This window comes from Stenotrophomonas sp. STEN023, from assembly GCF_056760135.1.
The window spans coordinates 53159-68807 of sequence record NZ_JBRREF010000001.1 but is presented as its reverse complement, the minus strand read 5'-3'; the positions used below and the strand labels follow the sequence as shown (position 1 = coordinate 68807).

Below are 15649 nucleotides of genomic sequence, written 5' to 3'. Positions count from 1 at the left end.
AATTTGCAATCAAATCTCGTTCAGTCAGGGAGAGTATTCATGAGTAAGTCAGTGCTGCGTAGGTCCGCTGCGTTCGTCGCCATCAAGTGCGCGCTCCTTTCTACGGCCGCGAACGCGGTCGACATCGAAGGGCCGGTTGTAATTGGGGAGGGTGAGGTGTATCGCCTGCAGAATTCCACCATCACCTCGAACAACGCCCGTTGGGCGGTGAGGGCGAAAGATGGCGGCGTGGCGGAGCTCACAAATGTCCGGGTTTCTGCCGATGGCGCTGTCAGACACGCGGTTCTTGCCGAGGGCGTTGATTCGACGGTAGTAACCCGTGGCGGTGTCATCGAAGCAGAAACCGGTTCGGGAATTACTGCGGATCTGGGGGCATTCGTGAGCATGACCAATACCTCCGTGTCAGGTTCCTGGCAGGGTGTCACCGTAATGAACGGCAGCCGTATGCAGATGATTGGTGGCCGTATCGACATGCACTCGGGCGATTTCCGTGGCGAAGCTGCCCTCTCGGGAGGCGCGGGTAGCAACCTGATTCTTAGAAACGTAACAATCAATACCGTGGTGGACAGGGACGAGAACAAAGGCACGACCGGTGATGGCGTACTTGCGTTCAACGATGGTCGGGTCAGCGTCACAAACACATCAATCACCACCAATGGCAATGGCGCCAACGGCGCGCAGGCAGGCTGGAATGAGGAGCGCTTGAACGGTGGAGACATCTCGATTGATGGCTCCAGGATCACGACGCTTGGTGATAGGGCGTCGGGTGTTCTGTCGCAACGTGAAGGCAGCTTGGTGCGACTGGAAGAGAGGAACACTGTCGATACCCATGGCGAAGGCGCGCACGGTTTGCATGCGCGTTCCAGCGGAGCCATCAGGAGTTACCTGTCTTCGATCACGACACGCGGGGACCAAGCGTTTGGCGTACTTTCTGAACGTGGTGGAAATGTATCGATGGGTAGCGATTCGGTTGTTACCCATGGCGCTGGCGCGCACGGACTGGTCGCCAGGGAAGGTGGAAGCGTGAGCATGAATCTCATGGGCGAGGGTCTGGCCAATTCCGTCACTACCAATGGTGTTGGCGCGCATGGCGCATGGTCGGACGGTCCGGGCTCGATGGTGAGCTTGATGAATGTCGACATTGCCACCGCTGCTGATGGCGCAATGGGCGTACGTGCAAGCAATGGCGGTGTCATTGCAACGTTCAGCAACAGCATCGCTACGGCTGGCGAAGGTGCCCACGGTGTGCAGGTTGAAAGTGATGGTGTGGTCGACTTCCAGTACGGAAGCATTACGACTGCGGGACAGGATGCGCACGCAGTTTCGGTGCAGAACGGTGGCAAGGTCAACATCGTCCAAAGTCAGCTGGAGTCCAAGGGCCATACATTGGACGTGGCCGGCGTGCAGCCTGCGAATGTCAAGTTCCAGGATGTCGACGCGACCGTGAATGACGGCATTCTGGCGAACGTTGGAGCCAGTGCGAACTTCATCTTCGACGCGGCCTCGTCCAACCTGTCTGGTGACCTCGTTGGCGCGCAGGGCGCAACCGCCAACGCTACGTTGAGCAATGGTTCCTCGTGGGCTGGCGCGACGCGTGGTTTCGAATTGATTGAACTGGCTGACAGCAGCTGGCGTATGACTGCTGATTCCCAGGTCGCGAACTTCGTTGGCCGCAACGGTTCCATTACGTTCGATCACAGCGATGGCCAGTTCAAGACCTTGACGGTGGATGGCGATTACGAAGGTGATGTCAGCCTCGACATGAATGTCCGCCTCGGTGACGACAACTCCGAGACCGACCGCTTGCATGTGAAGGGCAACACCGCAGGCACGACGTTGGTGAAGGTGAACAACGCCGGTGGTGCCGGCGCACAGACCGATCGCGGCATTCTGCTGGTACAGGTCGACGGCCTGTCGGGTGGTCAGTTCCTCCAGTCTGGTCGTGCGGTTGCCGGCCTGCATGAGTACTACCTGCACAAGGGCATCTCCAGCGATCTGAACGACGGAAACTGGTATCTCCGCTCCGAGCTGCCGACTGAGACCGTCAATCCGGTTGATCCGGTTGATCCGGTCGATCCAGTCGATCCGGTCGATCCGATTGATCCGATTGATCCAGTGGATCCGATCGACACAGTCGACCCAGTCGGTCCAGTTGGTCCGGTCGATCCAATCGTTCCCATCATCCGGCCTGAAGTCGGTGCTTACGCTGGCAACCGCAGTGCGGCATTGGCGATGTTCCAGACATCGCTCCATGAGCGTTCGGGAGATCGGGTTCTGGATGCCGCGGAAGCGAATGTGAGTTGGGCACGTGTGACGCATGATCAGAACGATTCCATCACCGCGAACCAACTGATGTCCGGCACCGATATCAGCGCTTTGCATGTAGGTACGGATCTGTTCCGTTCAAAGGACGACCGCCTCAACGTCGGTGTGATGCTGGCTACCGGCACTGCAAAGACCCTGGTTTCTTCCCTGGTCTCGCAGCATTCCGCCGTTGGCAAGGTGCGCGGTAGCGCGCTGGGTGCTTACGGCACCTGGTACCAGAATCCGAAGGACGCTGGTGGTTTGTATGTCGATGCTTGGGCCCAGATCGGGCGTTTCCAGAACAAGGTGCAGGGTGAAGGTCTTGCCGAGGAGCGCTATGACAGCTCGGCGGCGACCGCGTCCGTAGAGGCTGGCTATGCGTTCCAGATCTATGCGAGCGAGAAGAGCCGGCTCTATGTCGAGCCGCAGGCGCAGTTGCTGGCGAGCTCCTACAAGATCAAGTCAGGTGCGCATCAGGAAGCCAATGGGACCGTGGTTGAAACGTCTGCGGCTGGTGAACTGAGTACTCGTGTAGGCGTGCGGGTCTTTGGGCACAGCGTCGTGGATGCCCGTCGAGTCCAGCCGTATCTTGCGCTGAACTGGTGGAACCAAGGTAATGATTCACACCGTGTGACGTTCGATGGTATGGCAGTCGACAATGCAACGCCGGAAAACACCTACGAGGTAAAGACCGGCTTTGAAGCGCAATTGTCCAAGCGCCTGTCGACCTGGGCAGAGCTGGGGATCCAGCGCGGAGAGAACAGCTTCCGCAACGTGAATGGTCTGTTGGGTGTGAAGTACAGTTGGTAACAACCCTTGGGGGTCGAAGGTTTCACCTTCGGCCCCCAAGCTGTTGTTGCGACTCGAAGAACGGCGCGGACGGATACTGCGAGTTGGGCCGGCGCAATGTCAATCACAAGCAAGTTGCACCGCCCCGTCGCAACACAGTGCCTTTACGGTACGCTGTCGGAATTGGACGCGTGCCGAGACGGCGGGGTTGCATGAGACGGAAATCGGTACTGCTTGCCGCCGGCGTTCTGGCAATTGCGGCGGGTGTTCTTCCGTTGATCGGCTTGTCCTGGGTGCAGCGCGAGCAGGCGCTGGGCTCGCAGCAACAGCATCTGGATGATGTCGCTGCTTCCACTGCAAAGCGCACCGAGCGTACGCTGGATGATGCCAAGCGCGCACTCGTGCGCGCCGGCCGCATCGATAGAGCCGACTGCTCGTCCGAACACTTGAAGGAAATGGGCCAGGTGGTTGCCGATGCGCGCAGCATCGAGGATCTTGGTTACTTCCGGGATGGTCAGCTGGTGTGCACCCGGCTTGGCGTGATCTCGCCGCCAGTGCCGGCCGGCGATGCAGATCTGGATCTTGGGGACGGCAGCACACTCTCCTATGCCGAGTTGCCCAGGTTGTTCAGTGGAGAGCCCCGGGTCGAGGTCCGCCACGGCGACTATGGTGTGCTGATTACCCCAGGCAGGCTTACCGACCTGGTGATCAGTACCCAGGTCGTGTATGGCGTGGCGAGTCGGGACGGGCGGGTTCTCGAAGCCTCTGGGGTCGTCAAGCCGCAGGTGATGCAGAAGCTGCTTGCGGGAGCGGATCCGGACAATGGCGCTAGACACGCCTTTTCCTCCCGGCCTGCGGCTGGCCTCGTCGCCTTTGCGCTGACTGATACTGCACTGACCGGAGCCACGGCAGGCTTGGACTGGCGTTACCTGTTACCCATCGGCGCGGCGATCTCGTTGATACTGATCGGCCTCATCATCTGGGTATCGAGGCAGCAGCTGTCGCCGGCGAAGACGCTGGAGTTGGCGATCAGGAACAGGGAATTCGTGGTTCATTACCAGCCGATCATCAATCTTGCAGATGGGCTGTGCATCGGTGCCGAGGCGCTGGTCAGGTGGCAGCGGCCAGGTACGCCGATGGCATTCCCTGACCAGTTCATTCCGCTGGCGGAGGCCACCGGTCTCATCTCACCGCTGACCGATCTGGTGATCGACGTAGGGGTGGCCGAAATGAGCCAGTATCTGCGCGGACGTGCCGATGCCCATCTCTCTATCAACATACCCGCCAATGAGATGGAGAGTGGCCGGTTCCTGCATGGCTTGAACGCAGCAGTGGCAAAGGCGGGTCTCCAGCCGACACAGATCTGGCTGGAGATCACCGAACGGGGGTTCATCAATGCCGCGGCGGCGGCAGCGGTTATCGGAAACGCCCGCTCCCTTGGCTACCGAGTCACCATTGATGACTTCGGTACAGGCTATTCAAGCCTCTCCCTGCTTGAAGGCCTCTCGCTAGACGCACTCAAGATAGACAAGTCCTTCACCCGTGTTATCGGCGCTGACGCCGCGCAGAGCATCGTGGCGGACCACATCATCAACATGGCGCATGCCCTGAAGCTGACGGTCATTGCCGAAGGAATCGAGACGCTGGAGCAGGAAGCCTATCTGAAGCATTCTGATGTGCAGTTCGGGCAGGGCTGGCTCTATGCGAAGTCGCTTCCCATCCAGCAGTTCCTCGCGTTCGCGGCGGGGAAAGGTGTTCCGGCTGGAGAGAGTTGAAGCAGCGTCATGAAGCAACACCGCTTGAGACCGCTCGCCAGACAGTCTTCAACCACTATGCATCACGAAAGCCAGGACGTGACTATGCCCGGCTTATGTGCACCGGCACTGATTTGTAGGAAGGCGTGCCACTGGCAGGGTCGATGTAGCTCAGTGGGATAAGGCAGTTTCCTTCGGGGTAATACGTCGCTACGGACCCACGGGAGATCTGGTAGCTCACCGCAATGACGTTCTCTAGAACCCTGTTGCCCTCGTTGTCCAGCGCCGTCCGGATACGAATCCGATCGCCCTGCTGAATCCCACGCTCGATCATGTCCGCTTCGTTCATGAACACGACATCACGACGACCGAAGACACCACGGTAGCGATCATCCAGGCTGTAGATGGTGGTGTTGTACTGGTCGTGGCTCCGAATCGTTGCCAGCTTGAGTACCGCCTTGTCAGCAGGTTTTGGGTCTTCGGCCAGCCCCGGGAAGCGAAGGAACTCCGCCTTCCCCGACGCCGTACGCCAGACACGTTCAGTAGGCGGCAGTGGCAGGCGGAAGCCACCGGGAATCCGGATTCTGGCGTTGTAGTCCGAGAAATCCGGGAACACCGCTTCGATGGCTTCGCGTATCAGATCGTAGTCGGCCACCAATTCCATCCACTGCACGCGACTCGATGGCAGGGTGGCGCTGGCGATGCCGGCAACGATTGCCGGCTCTGAACGCAGCTGCTCAGAGGCTGGCTTCAGCTTTCCGCGCGATGCATGCACCATTGACATGGAGTCTTCGACGGTGACTGCCTGCGGCCCTGTGGCTTGAATGTCCAGTTCGGTCCGGCCTAGGCAGGGCAGGATGAAGGTGTTCTTGCCGACCAGTAAATGGCTCCGGTTGAGCTTGGTCGCGATGTGTACCGACATCTCCAGCCCGCGCATGCCGGCGAAACAGGCGTCGCCGTCGGGTAGCGCTACCGCCAGATTGCCGCCGAGACAGATCAGTACGGTCGAGCGGCCTTCAATGATGGCCTGCATGGCAGCAACAGCATCGTGACCATGATCGCCTGGCGCACGGAATCCGAACCGCCTTTCGATTCGATCGATCATCTCTGCGCTTGGTTTTTCAGTGATGCCGACACTGCGATCTCCCTGCACATTGGAGTGCCCGCGTAGTGGGCAAATACCTGCGCCGGGCTTTCCGAAGTTGCCGCGCAGGAGCAACAGGTTTGCTATCTGCTGGACATTCCTGGTGCCTGTGCTGTGCTGGGTGATGCCCATGCCGTAGGTGACGATGGTCGCGTTCGACTTGGCATAGGCTTGGGCGACCTTGCGCAGATCGTCCTCAAGCAAGCCAGATTCGGACACGATTGCTTCCCAGCTTGCTGCGCGCAGGTCTTCGGCCAAGCCGTCGAATCCCCGGGTGTGCTCTTCAATGAACGCGCGGTCCAGAATGCCGGCGTCGCTGCCCTCGGCAACCTCCATCTCCAGCAAGGCCTTCATGATGCCTTTCAGCGCGGCCGCATCGCCGCCTATGCGCGGCTGCAGATAGGAAGAGGCAATCTCGGTTGCCCCGAGTGTCGCCATCTCCAACGGATCCTGCGGATCGGCGAAGCGCTCCAGGGCTCGTTCGCGCAGCGGATTGAGGACGATGATCGGAGCGCCGCGGCGTGCGACCTCGTGCAGCGTTCCCATCATGCGGGGGTGGTTGGTCCCAGGATTGTGTCCTATGGAAATGATCAGCTCGCAGGCATCGAAATCATCCAGCGAGACGGTCCCCTTGCCGATACCTATCGACGACGGCAGGCCAACGCTGGTTGCCTCATGGCACATGTTGGAGCAGTCGGGGAAGTTGTTCGTCCCGTATTCACGGGCAAATATCTGGTAAAGGAATGCAGCTTCGTTGGAAGCGCGCCCGGAGGTGTAGAACTCAACCATGTTCGGGTCGGGCTGCTCGCGCAGGATTTGCCCGATCCGGCTGAGCGCCTCATCCCATTCCACCGCCTCATAGATGTCCTTCTCCGGGTTGTAGGCCAAGGGATGGGTCAGACGCCCCTGATCCTCCAACTGGAAATCCGTCATTTCCAGAAGCGAGGAAACGCTGTTTGCCGCCAAGAACTCCGGGGTGACCCGCTTCTTGGTGGCCTCCCAGGTCACCGCCTTCGCGCCGTTCTCGCAGAACTGGAAGGTCGAAGTGTGCTTGCGGTCAGGCCACGCGCAGCCGGGGCAATCGAAGCCCTCAGGCTTGTTGGTCCGGAACAGGGTGATCGCAGCTTCCGGAGCGGCCATTTGCTCGCTGATCGCCTTGGCAGTTGCCTGGAGCGCCCCCCAGCCGCCAGCCGGAGCATCGTATTGGCGAATGCCGGGGATGTCCTTCTCGGTCATGTTGAAGCCTCACTCTCTCAGGGGTACATCGAAGAAGGGAGGGCGAACCCGATACCTGCTCCCGGCGGCCGTTGTCACTTGCGATGGGGTGTCGAACGTCTGCTTGCGACCGCCACCGTCAAACCAGGTCAAGACGCTGTGATCGTCAAGCGGGCCTCGCACACGATACCTCCAGGATCTCACTCCAGGCGACGGGGTACCTCCAGATCCGACTGCAACACTGAGCGTGCGAATGTTGTTTCCGCGTGATTTCCCGGCGCGTGCTTTCTGCTGTTCTCGCAAGCTGTTTCCGGAGGTTCACCATTCCTTATTTGAATCGTCGAATCCCAGCAATCGTTCCGGGTGCGAATACACGTTGAATCGATCGCGCCGGGCGAAGCCGATCAGGCAGATACCAGCTGCGTCAGCCAGATCGATGGCAAGCGCCGTCGGCGCAGAAACGGCAGCAACAACGGCCATACCAGCGTGGGCGGCCTTGCTCACCATTTCATAGCTGGCCCGGCTCGAAATAAGGGCGAGGCCTGCTTCGGTAGAGACGGACCCGCGGCGCAGGCCACCGACCAGCTTGTCCAATGCGTTGTGCCTACCGACATCCTCTCGAACGTGCAAGATTCGCCCGTCCAACTCCACCCATGCCGCAGCATGGGTGGAGCCCGAGGCCAGGTTCAAGGGCTGCATTGCGGGAAGCGAGGACAGAGCCAACCGAAGTGAGGCAAGCGGAAAGGTCGATGGCGCCTGAATCGGCGGTGTCAGCCGCACCACGTCTTCCAGCAGTCGTGCGCCGCACAAACCGCAGCCGCTACGGCCGGGCAAGGCCCGGCCGGACGTCGCTGATAGCGTGGCTGCAGGTGCGGCAAGGGATACCTGCATGTGCAGCTCAATGCCCTCAATGCACGGGCGTACTTCGACCCCGATCAACTCGGAGGCATCGGTGATGAGCCCTTCGGTCAGCGAGAAGCCCAACGCCAGGTCTTCCAGATCCGACGGTGTGGCCATCATTACCGAGAAGGGCTCGCCGTTGTAGCGCATCGCAACCGGCACTTCTTCGGCCACGCTATCGACAATGGTGCTCCGTGCGCCCTTGCACCAGCGGACGGTGCGCCGAGCGGCGACTCCAAGGGGTCTTTCGTCAACAGACGTTGGATCGACTCTGAACATGCGGGCGGCGACCTGTCGGCTTGGCTGAGCGATGTGGAGTACTGGAATGCGCTTCTTGGGTGGAAGAATAGCCCAAGCGTGTGATGAGTACGGCGACGCGGGTGCAACAGATACGCAAGTTCCCATCTCTGGGTCTGGAACGGCGCTGTTGCCCCGACGGCATCGGCCAAGGCAATCTTGGCGAGCAGGCTGGCGGTGATTCCGTTCGGCCTCTGGTCACCGTAGCCGCGGCCGACAGTTCACGCCTCCGTACCGCACTTTCAGCTTGACTTCACTGCAGCGTTGGGAAACGCCGATCACCATGCCGACCGCGACTAGCTGCACAATCATCGCTTGCCTCGCTGCCTGTGCGGCGCTGCTGCTCTGCGAGTACAGCGGCTGGAAAACCGGCAAAGTCCTGCTGAAAGTTGCTGCCAGTACCGCATTCCTGGCGTTGGCGCTTCAGCTCGACGCGATGGCATCCTCCTACGGTCAATGGATTCTGCTTGGGCTAGCGCTGAGTTGGGTGGGCGATGTCTTCCTGCTCTCTCAGAAGAGCCGCATCTTCCTGTTTGGACTGGCCAGCTTCCTGCTCGCGCATGTGGCTTACGCCATGGCGTTTGCGTCCAAGCCCATTGCGGGCTCCGCGTTATTTGCGGGGCTCGCCGTCATGAGCTGCCTCGGAGTCGCGGTTATGGCATGGCTCTGGAACCACTTGAAGTCGTTCTATCGCGGCGCCGTTGGCGCATATGTGACAGCCATTGTCGCCATGTGCGCCTTGGCGATTGCAGCAAGTGCGGCCTCCGCAATGTGGCTGCCGGCGGTTGCTGCGGTGATGTTTGCGATCTCCGACGTCGCGGTCGCCCGCAACCGCTTCGTCGCGCCGGGGGCGATCAACCGGCTATGGGGACTGCCGCTCTACTATATGGCCCAGATAATCTTCGCTCTGTCAGTTGCTGCAGGGCATGCAGGTGTTGGCTAATCACGACATGAATACCCGGGCGGTGCTGTAATGCACACGCTGGCGGGCGCCAATCCGGTAGAACCCCCGACTTCGAGATGGCTCACATGGGACTTCTGACTTTCAGCCTGAATCTCACCCTGGACGGTTGTGTCGATCACCAGGAAGGTATCGCAGACGATGAAACACATGCGTTCTTCAGTCGCCTTATGGACGAGGCCGGGGCGATGCTTTGGGGCCGGATCACCTACGAGATGATGGAGGCCTACTGGCCGGCTGTCGCCCGCGGTGACGAGGATGCGACAGCGGCCATGCGTGACTGGGCGGTCAAGCTGGAGACCAAGCCGAAGTACGTGGTGTCGTCAACGCGAAAGGACCTGCCATGGACCAATAGCCACCACCTCGGGGGGGACTTGCGCACGCGCGTGCAGGAGCTCAAGGAGGCGACCCCGGCTGGCGTGCTGCTCGGTAGCGGTATGCTCGCTACCGAGTTGGATAGGCTGGATCTGATCGACGAGTACAGGTTCCTCATTCACCCCAGGATCGCCGGCCACGGGCCGACCCTCTATCAGCGCGGGCTGGCCAATACGCGGCGGCTTGAGCTGATCTCATCAACGCCGTTGCGCAACGGCGCGGTGGCCATGCATTACCGGCGTGCGCGTAGCTGACAATACGCAGCGCCTACCCGGGCTACGTAGCTCAGGCCAACAGTTCGCGACGAACGATCTCAGCGCCTGTACTTAGTGCATGCAGCTTGCCTCTTGCAACCGGGCGAGACAGCGGAGCCATGCCGCAATTGGTGGATGGATAGAGTTTGTCAGCATCCACGAACTGCAATGCCTTACGCAGGGTATTGGCGACATCCTCTGGCGTTTCAATGATGTCACTGGCCACATCGATGGCACCTACCATCACTTTCTTTCCGCGTACGAGTTCGATCAGATCGATCGGGACGTGCGAGTTCTGGCATTCCAGCGAGATGATGTCGATGCTGGACTGCTGCAGTTTCGGGAAGGACTCCTCGTACTGGCGCCATTCCGAGCCCAGGGTCTTCTTCCAGTCGGTATTGGCCTTGATGCCGTAGCCGTAGCAGATGTGCACGGCGGTCTCGCATTTGAGGCCTTCAATCGCGCGCTCGAGAGCGGCAACCCCCCAATCATTCACTTCATCGAAGAAGACATTGAAAGCGGGTTCGTCGAACTGGATGATGTCGACACCCGCTGCCTCCAGTTCCTTGGCCTCCTGATTGAGGATCTTGGCGAATTCCCAGGCCAGCTTCTCGCGGCTTTTGTAATGGTCGTCGTAGAGCGTGTCGATCATCGTCATCGGCCCGGGCAAGGCCCATTTGATCGGTTGCTTGGTCTGCTGGCGCAGGAACTTGGCATCCTCGACGAAGACCGGCTTCTGCCGGCTGACCGCGCCGACCACGGTTGGCACGCTGGCGTCGTAGCGGTTGCGGATCCGCACGGTTTCGCGCTTTTCGAAGTCAACGCCGTCCAGGTGCTCGATGAAGGTGGTGACGAAGTGCTGGCGGGTCTGCTCACCATCACTGACGATGTCGATGCCGGCCTGCAGCTGTTCGTGCAGGGACAGACGCAGCGCGTCCTGCTTGCCTTCAAGCAGTTCCTCGTCCTGGAGCTTCCACGGCGACCAGAGTTTTTCGGGTTGGGCAAGCCAGGCGGGTTTGGGCAGACTTCCAGCGGTAGAGGTGGGCAACAATTTCTTCATGGCAGGTTGTTTGGTAATCCTTGGAGTGATCAGAGCGCGCAGGCAGCGGCCCACTGTTCCAGCGTCTGCCGGTGAGGCTTGATGAAGTTCTCTTCGGTGAAGCGTCCTTGCTTGATTGCCAACTGACTGCGCTCCTCACGGTCATAGACAATCTTTGTCAGCGAGTAGTCCTGATGCTTCAAACTGGGCTGATAGACACTTCCTGCTGCAGAATTGGCGTTGTAGATCTCTGGCCGGTAGATCTTCTGGAAGGTCTCCATCGTGCTGATGGTGCCGATCAGTTCCAGGTCGGTGTAGTCGCCCAGCAGGTCACCAAAGAAGTAGAACGCCAACGGTGCAACGCTATCCGGCGGCATGAAGAAACGGACCTGCATGCCCATCTTGGCGAAGTACTGGTCAGTTGAGGAAAGCTCGTTCTGCAGGTATTCCACGCCCAGCGCAGGGTGCTGATTGGCGGTGCGGTGGTAGATCTTGCTGCTGGATGCGCTGATGCAGATCACCGGCGGTTTGCTGAAGTTCTCTTGGTAGGCGCGCGAGTTCACGAAGTGCTTGAACAGCTTTCCGTGCAGGTCGCCGAAGTCATCCGGCGCGGCAAATGCGGTCCGGGTGCTGTTGTAGTCCGGCAACAGCACGCTGAAGTCGTAGTCGCGCACATAAGAAGAGAAGTTGTTTCCAACGATTCCATCGATGCGCGTCTTGGTTCGGCTGTCTACGATGGTTGTCTTCAGTATCTCGATCAGGGGGAACGCGTCTGCCTGGCCGGCACCGGAAACCTCCATCTCGGCAGAGATGATCTCGAGCTCGACGGCATAGCGGTCACCCATTGGGTTGTCCCAATCGGCAAGGCTGTTGAACCGGTTGTCGATCATCTTCAGCGTATTGCGAAGGTTTTCCTGGCGGCTGTTGCCTCTGGCCAGGTTGGCGAAGTTGGTGGTCAGCCGCGTACTGTCCAATGGCTGGTAGTTTTCATCGAAGCTGATGCGCTTGATGCTGAATTCAAAGTTGTCTTTCATGGCGGGGCGCTACCGTAGGTTCTGCGGATGAGGGCCGGCACAGCGTCGTGCTGATTCGGCAGGGGGAATCGCTTTCAGGCTGCGGCGATGGTTCGGGTGGTGTTTGTTGCCGTGCGACGGGTTAACTCGAGTACTGGCAATGCGCGCTCGACCGCCAGCGTGGCGCGCCGCATGAGATCCTCGTTGTCCAGCGTATGGCCGGCGAAGTCCTTGTCGGTCGCGTACACCCCCAGCGGCAAGGTACGCGCCTGGAAGAAGCTGAAAAGTGGTCGCAACTGGTGGTCGATCATCAGCGCATGGCGCTCGCTGCCACCTGTGGCGGCCAACAGCACGGGCGTGTCGATCAGCGCGTCCTGGTCAACAAAGTCGAAGAAGTGCTTGAACAGCCCTGTGTACGAGCCGCGGTAGACCGGCGTTGCGACGACCAGCACATCCGCCTGCTCCACTGCTGCCAGTCCCAGTTCCACCGTATCGGGGAGTTCGCTGCGTCTGACGGTGCCGGCCATGTGTGGGGCGAGCTGGCCCAGCTCGACAAGCTGGGTTTCGCAGTAAACCTCGGCAGCAATCAGGCTCGACAGATGCTCAACCAGGGCTGCGGCCTTGGAGGGGCGGTGCAGTCCACCGGAAACCGCGACGACGCGAAGTGGGGGAGGGTGTGTCATTTCTGCCTTCATGGGGGCTGGATCGTCAGCCAGCTGAATGGAGCGGCTGGTGAGGTTCGATCCTAGTTGCGGTTTTCCATGACGTAAAATGGTTTAATTTCACCATTCCATGAAGAAAATTCATTCATATGCTTGAGCGCATCCATCTCAGCATCGTCCAGCAAGTCGAAAAGCAGGGCTCCTTGACTGCCGCGGCAGGCGTGTTGAACCTGACCCAGTCGGCCCTTAGCCACAGCATCCGCAAGCTCGAACAGCAGTTGGGTACCGACATCTGGCTGCGCGAAGGCCGAAGCCTGCGACTCACCCAGTCCGGGCAATACCTGTTGGCGGTAGCGAACCGGGTGTTGCCACAGTTGGACCTTGCCGAAGAGCGCTTGGGCCAGTTCGCGCAGGGCGAGCGCGGCGCGCTGCGCATCGGCATGGAATGCCATCCCTGCTACCAGTGGCTGCTCAAGGTGGTGTCGCCCTATCTGGCGGCATGGCCGGATGTGGACGTGGATGTCAGGCAGAAGTTCCAGTTCGGCGGAATCGGGGCGCTGTTTGGCTATGAGATCGACCTGCTGGTCACCCCCGACCCCCTGTTCAAGCCAGGCCTGAAGTTCGAGCCCGTGTTTGACTACGAGCAGGTCCTGGTCGTGGCCAAGGACCATCCGCTGGCCTCGGCGACCTACGTGAAGCCGCAGCAGCTGACCCGCGAGGTCCTGATCAGCTATCCGGTGGATATCGAGCGCCTGGATATCTACAGCCAGTTCCTGCTGCCTGCCGGCGTCACGCCACGGCGGCACAAAGCCATCGAAACCACCGACATCATGGTGCAGATGGTGGCCAGCGGCCGCGGCGTGGCCGCACTGCCGCGCTGGTTGGTGGAAGAATATGCAAGCAGGATGGAGGTGGTGCCGGTGCGTCTAGGCGCACGCGGCATCGCCAAACAGATCTTCCTTGGCGCGCGTGAAACGGACACCAGCATCGACTATGTGCGCGCCTTCATCGAGCTGGCCCGCAACTCAACCGCGGTGGCCGCCTCGACCATTGGCCAGGCGGCCGAAGACAAGCCGCGCCGTTGAACCCAGACCACTGACGCTGTTTGACGCACACCACGAGCAAGCTGCTCACCGGCGCTTCGCGCTCTAGATCAGAGAGCGGAGCGGGGTGCTAACTTGAAAGCCATTACGGTAAGACCCTTGAATCATCCCGATATGCCCATGTCCGCGAACGACATCACCGCAGGTTACTCGTTGGAAGTGAGCGCCAAAGCCATTCCCGCATTGACCGCAGCAGCAGCCCGCATGGCGTCCGGCTCGACCGTCTTCATTCCCTACCTGGCGGGTGAAGACAACGCAGCGCGGCTGGCCGCAGCCGTGGCAATTCGCGGATTGGGCTTTGAACCCATGCTGCATGTACCGGCTCGACGCTTCACCTCGCTCGCTGAGGTGGAGTCGTTCATTACCCGCGCAGTCGATGCCGCCGGAGTCGAGCGCTGCTTCGTGATTGCCGGGGACGCAGCAAGCCCGAAGGGTCCGTTTGCCGATAGCGCCTCGCTGATTGAATCGGGTGTGTTCGAGCGCTCGGGTATCAAGCGCATCGGCGTGGGCGGGCACCCGGAAGGTCACCCGGTGATGGATGAGCGCCAACGCTGGGAAGTACTTGAGCGCAAATGCCGCAGCATCGAGGGCCGTGGCATGGTGCCACTGATCGTCACCCAGTTCGGGTTTGATGCCGACATTGTGTTGACGTGGCTGGCCGAGCTGCGCCAGCGCGGCATCAATCACCCAGTGCGCGTGGGTGTGCCAGGCCCGGCAGGGGTTGCCGTGCTCGCACGCTATGCGGCGATGTGCGGCGTCAGTGCAAGCGCATCGATCTGGTCCAAGTACGGCATCTCGATCGGCAAGCTGTTTGCAACGGCGGGGCCGGATCGGTTTGTTGATCGCCTGGCCAGCGGGCTGACGGAAGCACATGGAGCCGTGAGCCTGCATATCTTCCCGTTTGGCGGCGTCGCCCAGTCCGTGGAATGGGTTGAGCATTACCGCAGCCAAGGCTGATAGCCGTTGCGCCGCAGCTTGCGGCTTATGGGGTGAAATGACGTGGTCAACGGCAGGTGCGATCATGCGCGCTTGTCACCGTGTAGAGACGGCATGCAGGAGCAACCGAAAAAACTGTCCGTGATGGTGGTCGAGGACGAGGACGAACTGCGCGAGAAGGTCCTTGTCCCGGGCTTGCGACAGGAAGGTTTTGACGTCCATGGCGTGCGCTGCGCAATGGATCTGTACCGGGCGCTGAGTCTCCGCTCCCATGACCTGTTCATCGTGGATGTCGGCCTGCCTGACGAGAGCGGCTTCATGGTCACGCAGCACCTGCGCAAGCTCGGTGATGTCGGCATTGTGATGTTGACTGGCCGGCGTGGTTCGGAGGACCACGTCCGCGGGCTGGAGGAAGGGGCGGATGCCTATCTCGCCAAACCGGTGGGCATCGACGTGCTTGTCGCCACGGTACGCAGCGTCCTGCGCCGGACCTCGCCGGGCGCGCAGATGCCTGCTCCGCGTGATCCATCGAAGGCTGGGTGGGGCTTGATCGCACAGGGCTGGCGCCTCTGTTCGCCCTCCGGGGCGGAGGTGGCCTTGTCCGAAGGCGAGCGCCTGTTCCTGCTCATGCTGGAAGAGGCCAACGGAGCTGTGGTGGCGCGGGACGTCGTCCTGCAGCATATGGGCAGCGAAGGGGAGGACTTCGATCTCCATCGCCTCGAAATGCTGATCCATCGCCTGCGGCGCAAGGTCCATGCTACGACCGGAAACGAATTGCCGCTAACCACGGTCCGCGGGGTCGGCTATCTGCTGCTCCTGTAAGCAACCCATGCCACCGGCGTTTCGACTCCGCGCCCTTTGCAGAATCGTTGGCAACTGTTCCATCCTATTGTCGGACGGATA

12 protein-coding genes are annotated in these 15649 nt (G+C 60.5%); 7 read left to right on the top strand and 5 right to left on the bottom strand.

What is annotated here, in order from left to right:
* Positions 1-39 precede the first annotated feature (39 nt).
* Both ACVOLV_RS00300 and ACVOLV_RS00295 read left to right on the top strand, forming a co-directional pair.
* The gene (locus ACVOLV_RS00300; RefSeq protein ID WP_481552633.1) at positions 40-3114 is read left to right on the top strand and encodes an autotransporter family protein; all 3075 of its coding nucleotides are present in this window, start codon (positions 40-42) and stop codon (positions 3112-3114) included.
* Positions 3115-3305: 191 nt separating this feature from the next.
* Entirely contained in the window at positions 3306-4868 is a 1563-nt protein-coding gene (locus tag ACVOLV_RS00295) for an EAL domain-containing protein (protein ID WP_481552632.1), read from the top strand.
* Positions 4869-4950: 82 nt separating this feature from the next.
* On the opposite strand, the gene ACVOLV_RS00290 is transcribed toward ACVOLV_RS00295, so the two are convergent.
* The gene (locus tag ACVOLV_RS00290) at positions 4951-7227 is read right to left on the bottom strand and encodes an FdhF/YdeP family oxidoreductase (protein ID WP_481552631.1); all 2277 of its coding nucleotides are present in this window, start codon (positions 7225-7227) and stop codon (positions 4951-4953) included.
* Positions 7228-7524: 297 nt separating this feature from the next.
* Positions 7525-8385 carry a formate dehydrogenase accessory sulfurtransferase FdhD gene (fdhD, locus tag ACVOLV_RS00285; RefSeq protein ID WP_481552630.1) on the bottom strand — a complete coding sequence of 287 codons (861 nt, stop codon included), beginning with the start codon at positions 8383-8385 and terminating at the stop codon, positions 7525-7527.
* 265 nt (positions 8386-8650) lie between these two features.
* Here fdhD and ACVOLV_RS00280 point away from each other — a divergent pair, with 265 nt between their 5' ends.
* Positions 8651-9346, top strand: coding sequence for a lysoplasmalogenase (locus ACVOLV_RS00280; RefSeq protein ID WP_481552629.1), 696 nt, complete (start codon positions 8651-8653; stop codon positions 9344-9346).
* A gap of 86 nt (positions 9347-9432) precedes the next feature.
* Positions 9433-9993: a dihydrofolate reductase family protein gene (locus ACVOLV_RS00275; RefSeq protein ID WP_481552628.1), complete on the top strand. Its 561-nt coding sequence runs from the start codon at positions 9433-9435 to the stop codon at positions 9991-9993.
* A gap of 31 nt (positions 9994-10024) precedes the next feature.
* Here ACVOLV_RS00275 and ACVOLV_RS00270 read toward each other — a convergent pair whose 3' ends face one another.
* From ACVOLV_RS00270 to msuE, 3 genes are all read right to left on the bottom strand, one after another.
* Positions 10025-11053: a methionine synthase gene (locus ACVOLV_RS00270; RefSeq protein ID WP_481552627.1), complete on the bottom strand. Its 1029-nt coding sequence runs from the start codon at positions 11051-11053 to the stop codon at positions 10025-10027.
* 29 nt (positions 11054-11082) lie between these two features.
* Complete coding sequence (locus tag ACVOLV_RS00265; protein ID WP_481552626.1) at positions 11083-12066, bottom strand: DUF1852 domain-containing protein; 984 nt, start codon at positions 12064-12066, stop codon at positions 11083-11085.
* A gap of 74 nt (positions 12067-12140) precedes the next feature.
* On the bottom strand, positions 12141-12728 hold the full coding sequence (gene msuE / locus ACVOLV_RS00260; RefSeq protein WP_481552625.1) for an FMN reductase: 588 nt from the start codon (positions 12726-12728) through the stop codon (positions 12141-12143).
* Positions 12729-12856: 128 nt separating this feature from the next.
* Here msuE and ACVOLV_RS00255 point away from each other — a divergent pair, with 128 nt between their 5' ends.
* From ACVOLV_RS00255 to ACVOLV_RS00245, 3 genes are all read left to right on the top strand, one after another.
* The gene (locus tag ACVOLV_RS00255) at positions 12857-13792 is read left to right on the top strand and encodes a LysR family transcriptional regulator (protein ID WP_481552624.1); all 936 of its coding nucleotides are present in this window, start codon (positions 12857-12859) and stop codon (positions 13790-13792) included.
* A gap of 132 nt (positions 13793-13924) precedes the next feature.
* Positions 13925-14767, top strand: coding sequence for a methylenetetrahydrofolate reductase (locus tag ACVOLV_RS00250; RefSeq protein ID WP_481552623.1), 843 nt, complete (start codon positions 13925-13927; stop codon positions 14765-14767).
* Positions 14768-14860: 93 nt separating this feature from the next.
* Entirely contained in the window at positions 14861-15568 is a 708-nt protein-coding gene (locus ACVOLV_RS00245) for a response regulator transcription factor (protein ID WP_481552622.1), read from the top strand.
* Positions 15569-15649: the final 81 nt, after the last annotated feature.

Coding starts and splice junctions, on each gene's coding strand:
- ACVOLV_RS00300 (WP_481552633.1), top strand. CDS start 40: ATGAGTAAGTCAGTGCTGCGTAGGTCCGCTGCGTTCGTCGCCATCAAG.
- ACVOLV_RS00255 (WP_481552624.1), top strand. CDS start 12,857: ATGCTTGAGCGCATCCATCTCAGCATCGTCCAGCAAGTCGAAAAGCAG.
- fdhD (WP_481552630.1), bottom strand. CDS start 8,385: ATGTTCAGAGTCGATCCAACGTCTGTTGACGAAAGACCCCTTGGAGTC.
- msuE (WP_481552625.1), bottom strand. CDS start 12,728: ATGACACACCCTCCCCCACTTCGCGTCGTCGCGGTTTCCGGTGGACTG.
- ACVOLV_RS00275 (WP_481552628.1), top strand. CDS start 9,433: ATGGGACTTCTGACTTTCAGCCTGAATCTCACCCTGGACGGTTGTGTC.
- ACVOLV_RS00250 (WP_481552623.1), top strand. CDS start 13,925: ATGCCCATGTCCGCGAACGACATCACCGCAGGTTACTCGTTGGAAGTG.
- ACVOLV_RS00295 (WP_481552632.1), top strand. CDS start 3,306: ATGAGACGGAAATCGGTACTGCTTGCCGCCGGCGTTCTGGCAATTGCG.
- ACVOLV_RS00290 (WP_481552631.1), bottom strand. CDS start 7,227: ATGACCGAGAAGGACATCCCCGGCATTCGCCAATACGATGCTCCGGCT.
- ACVOLV_RS00265 (WP_481552626.1), bottom strand. CDS start 12,066: ATGAAAGACAACTTTGAATTCAGCATCAAGCGCATCAGCTTCGATGAA.
- ACVOLV_RS00270 (WP_481552627.1), bottom strand. CDS start 11,053: ATGAAGAAATTGTTGCCCACCTCTACCGCTGGAAGTCTGCCCAAACCC.
- ACVOLV_RS00245 (WP_481552622.1), top strand. CDS start 14,861: ATGCAGGAGCAACCGAAAAAACTGTCCGTGATGGTGGTCGAGGACGAG.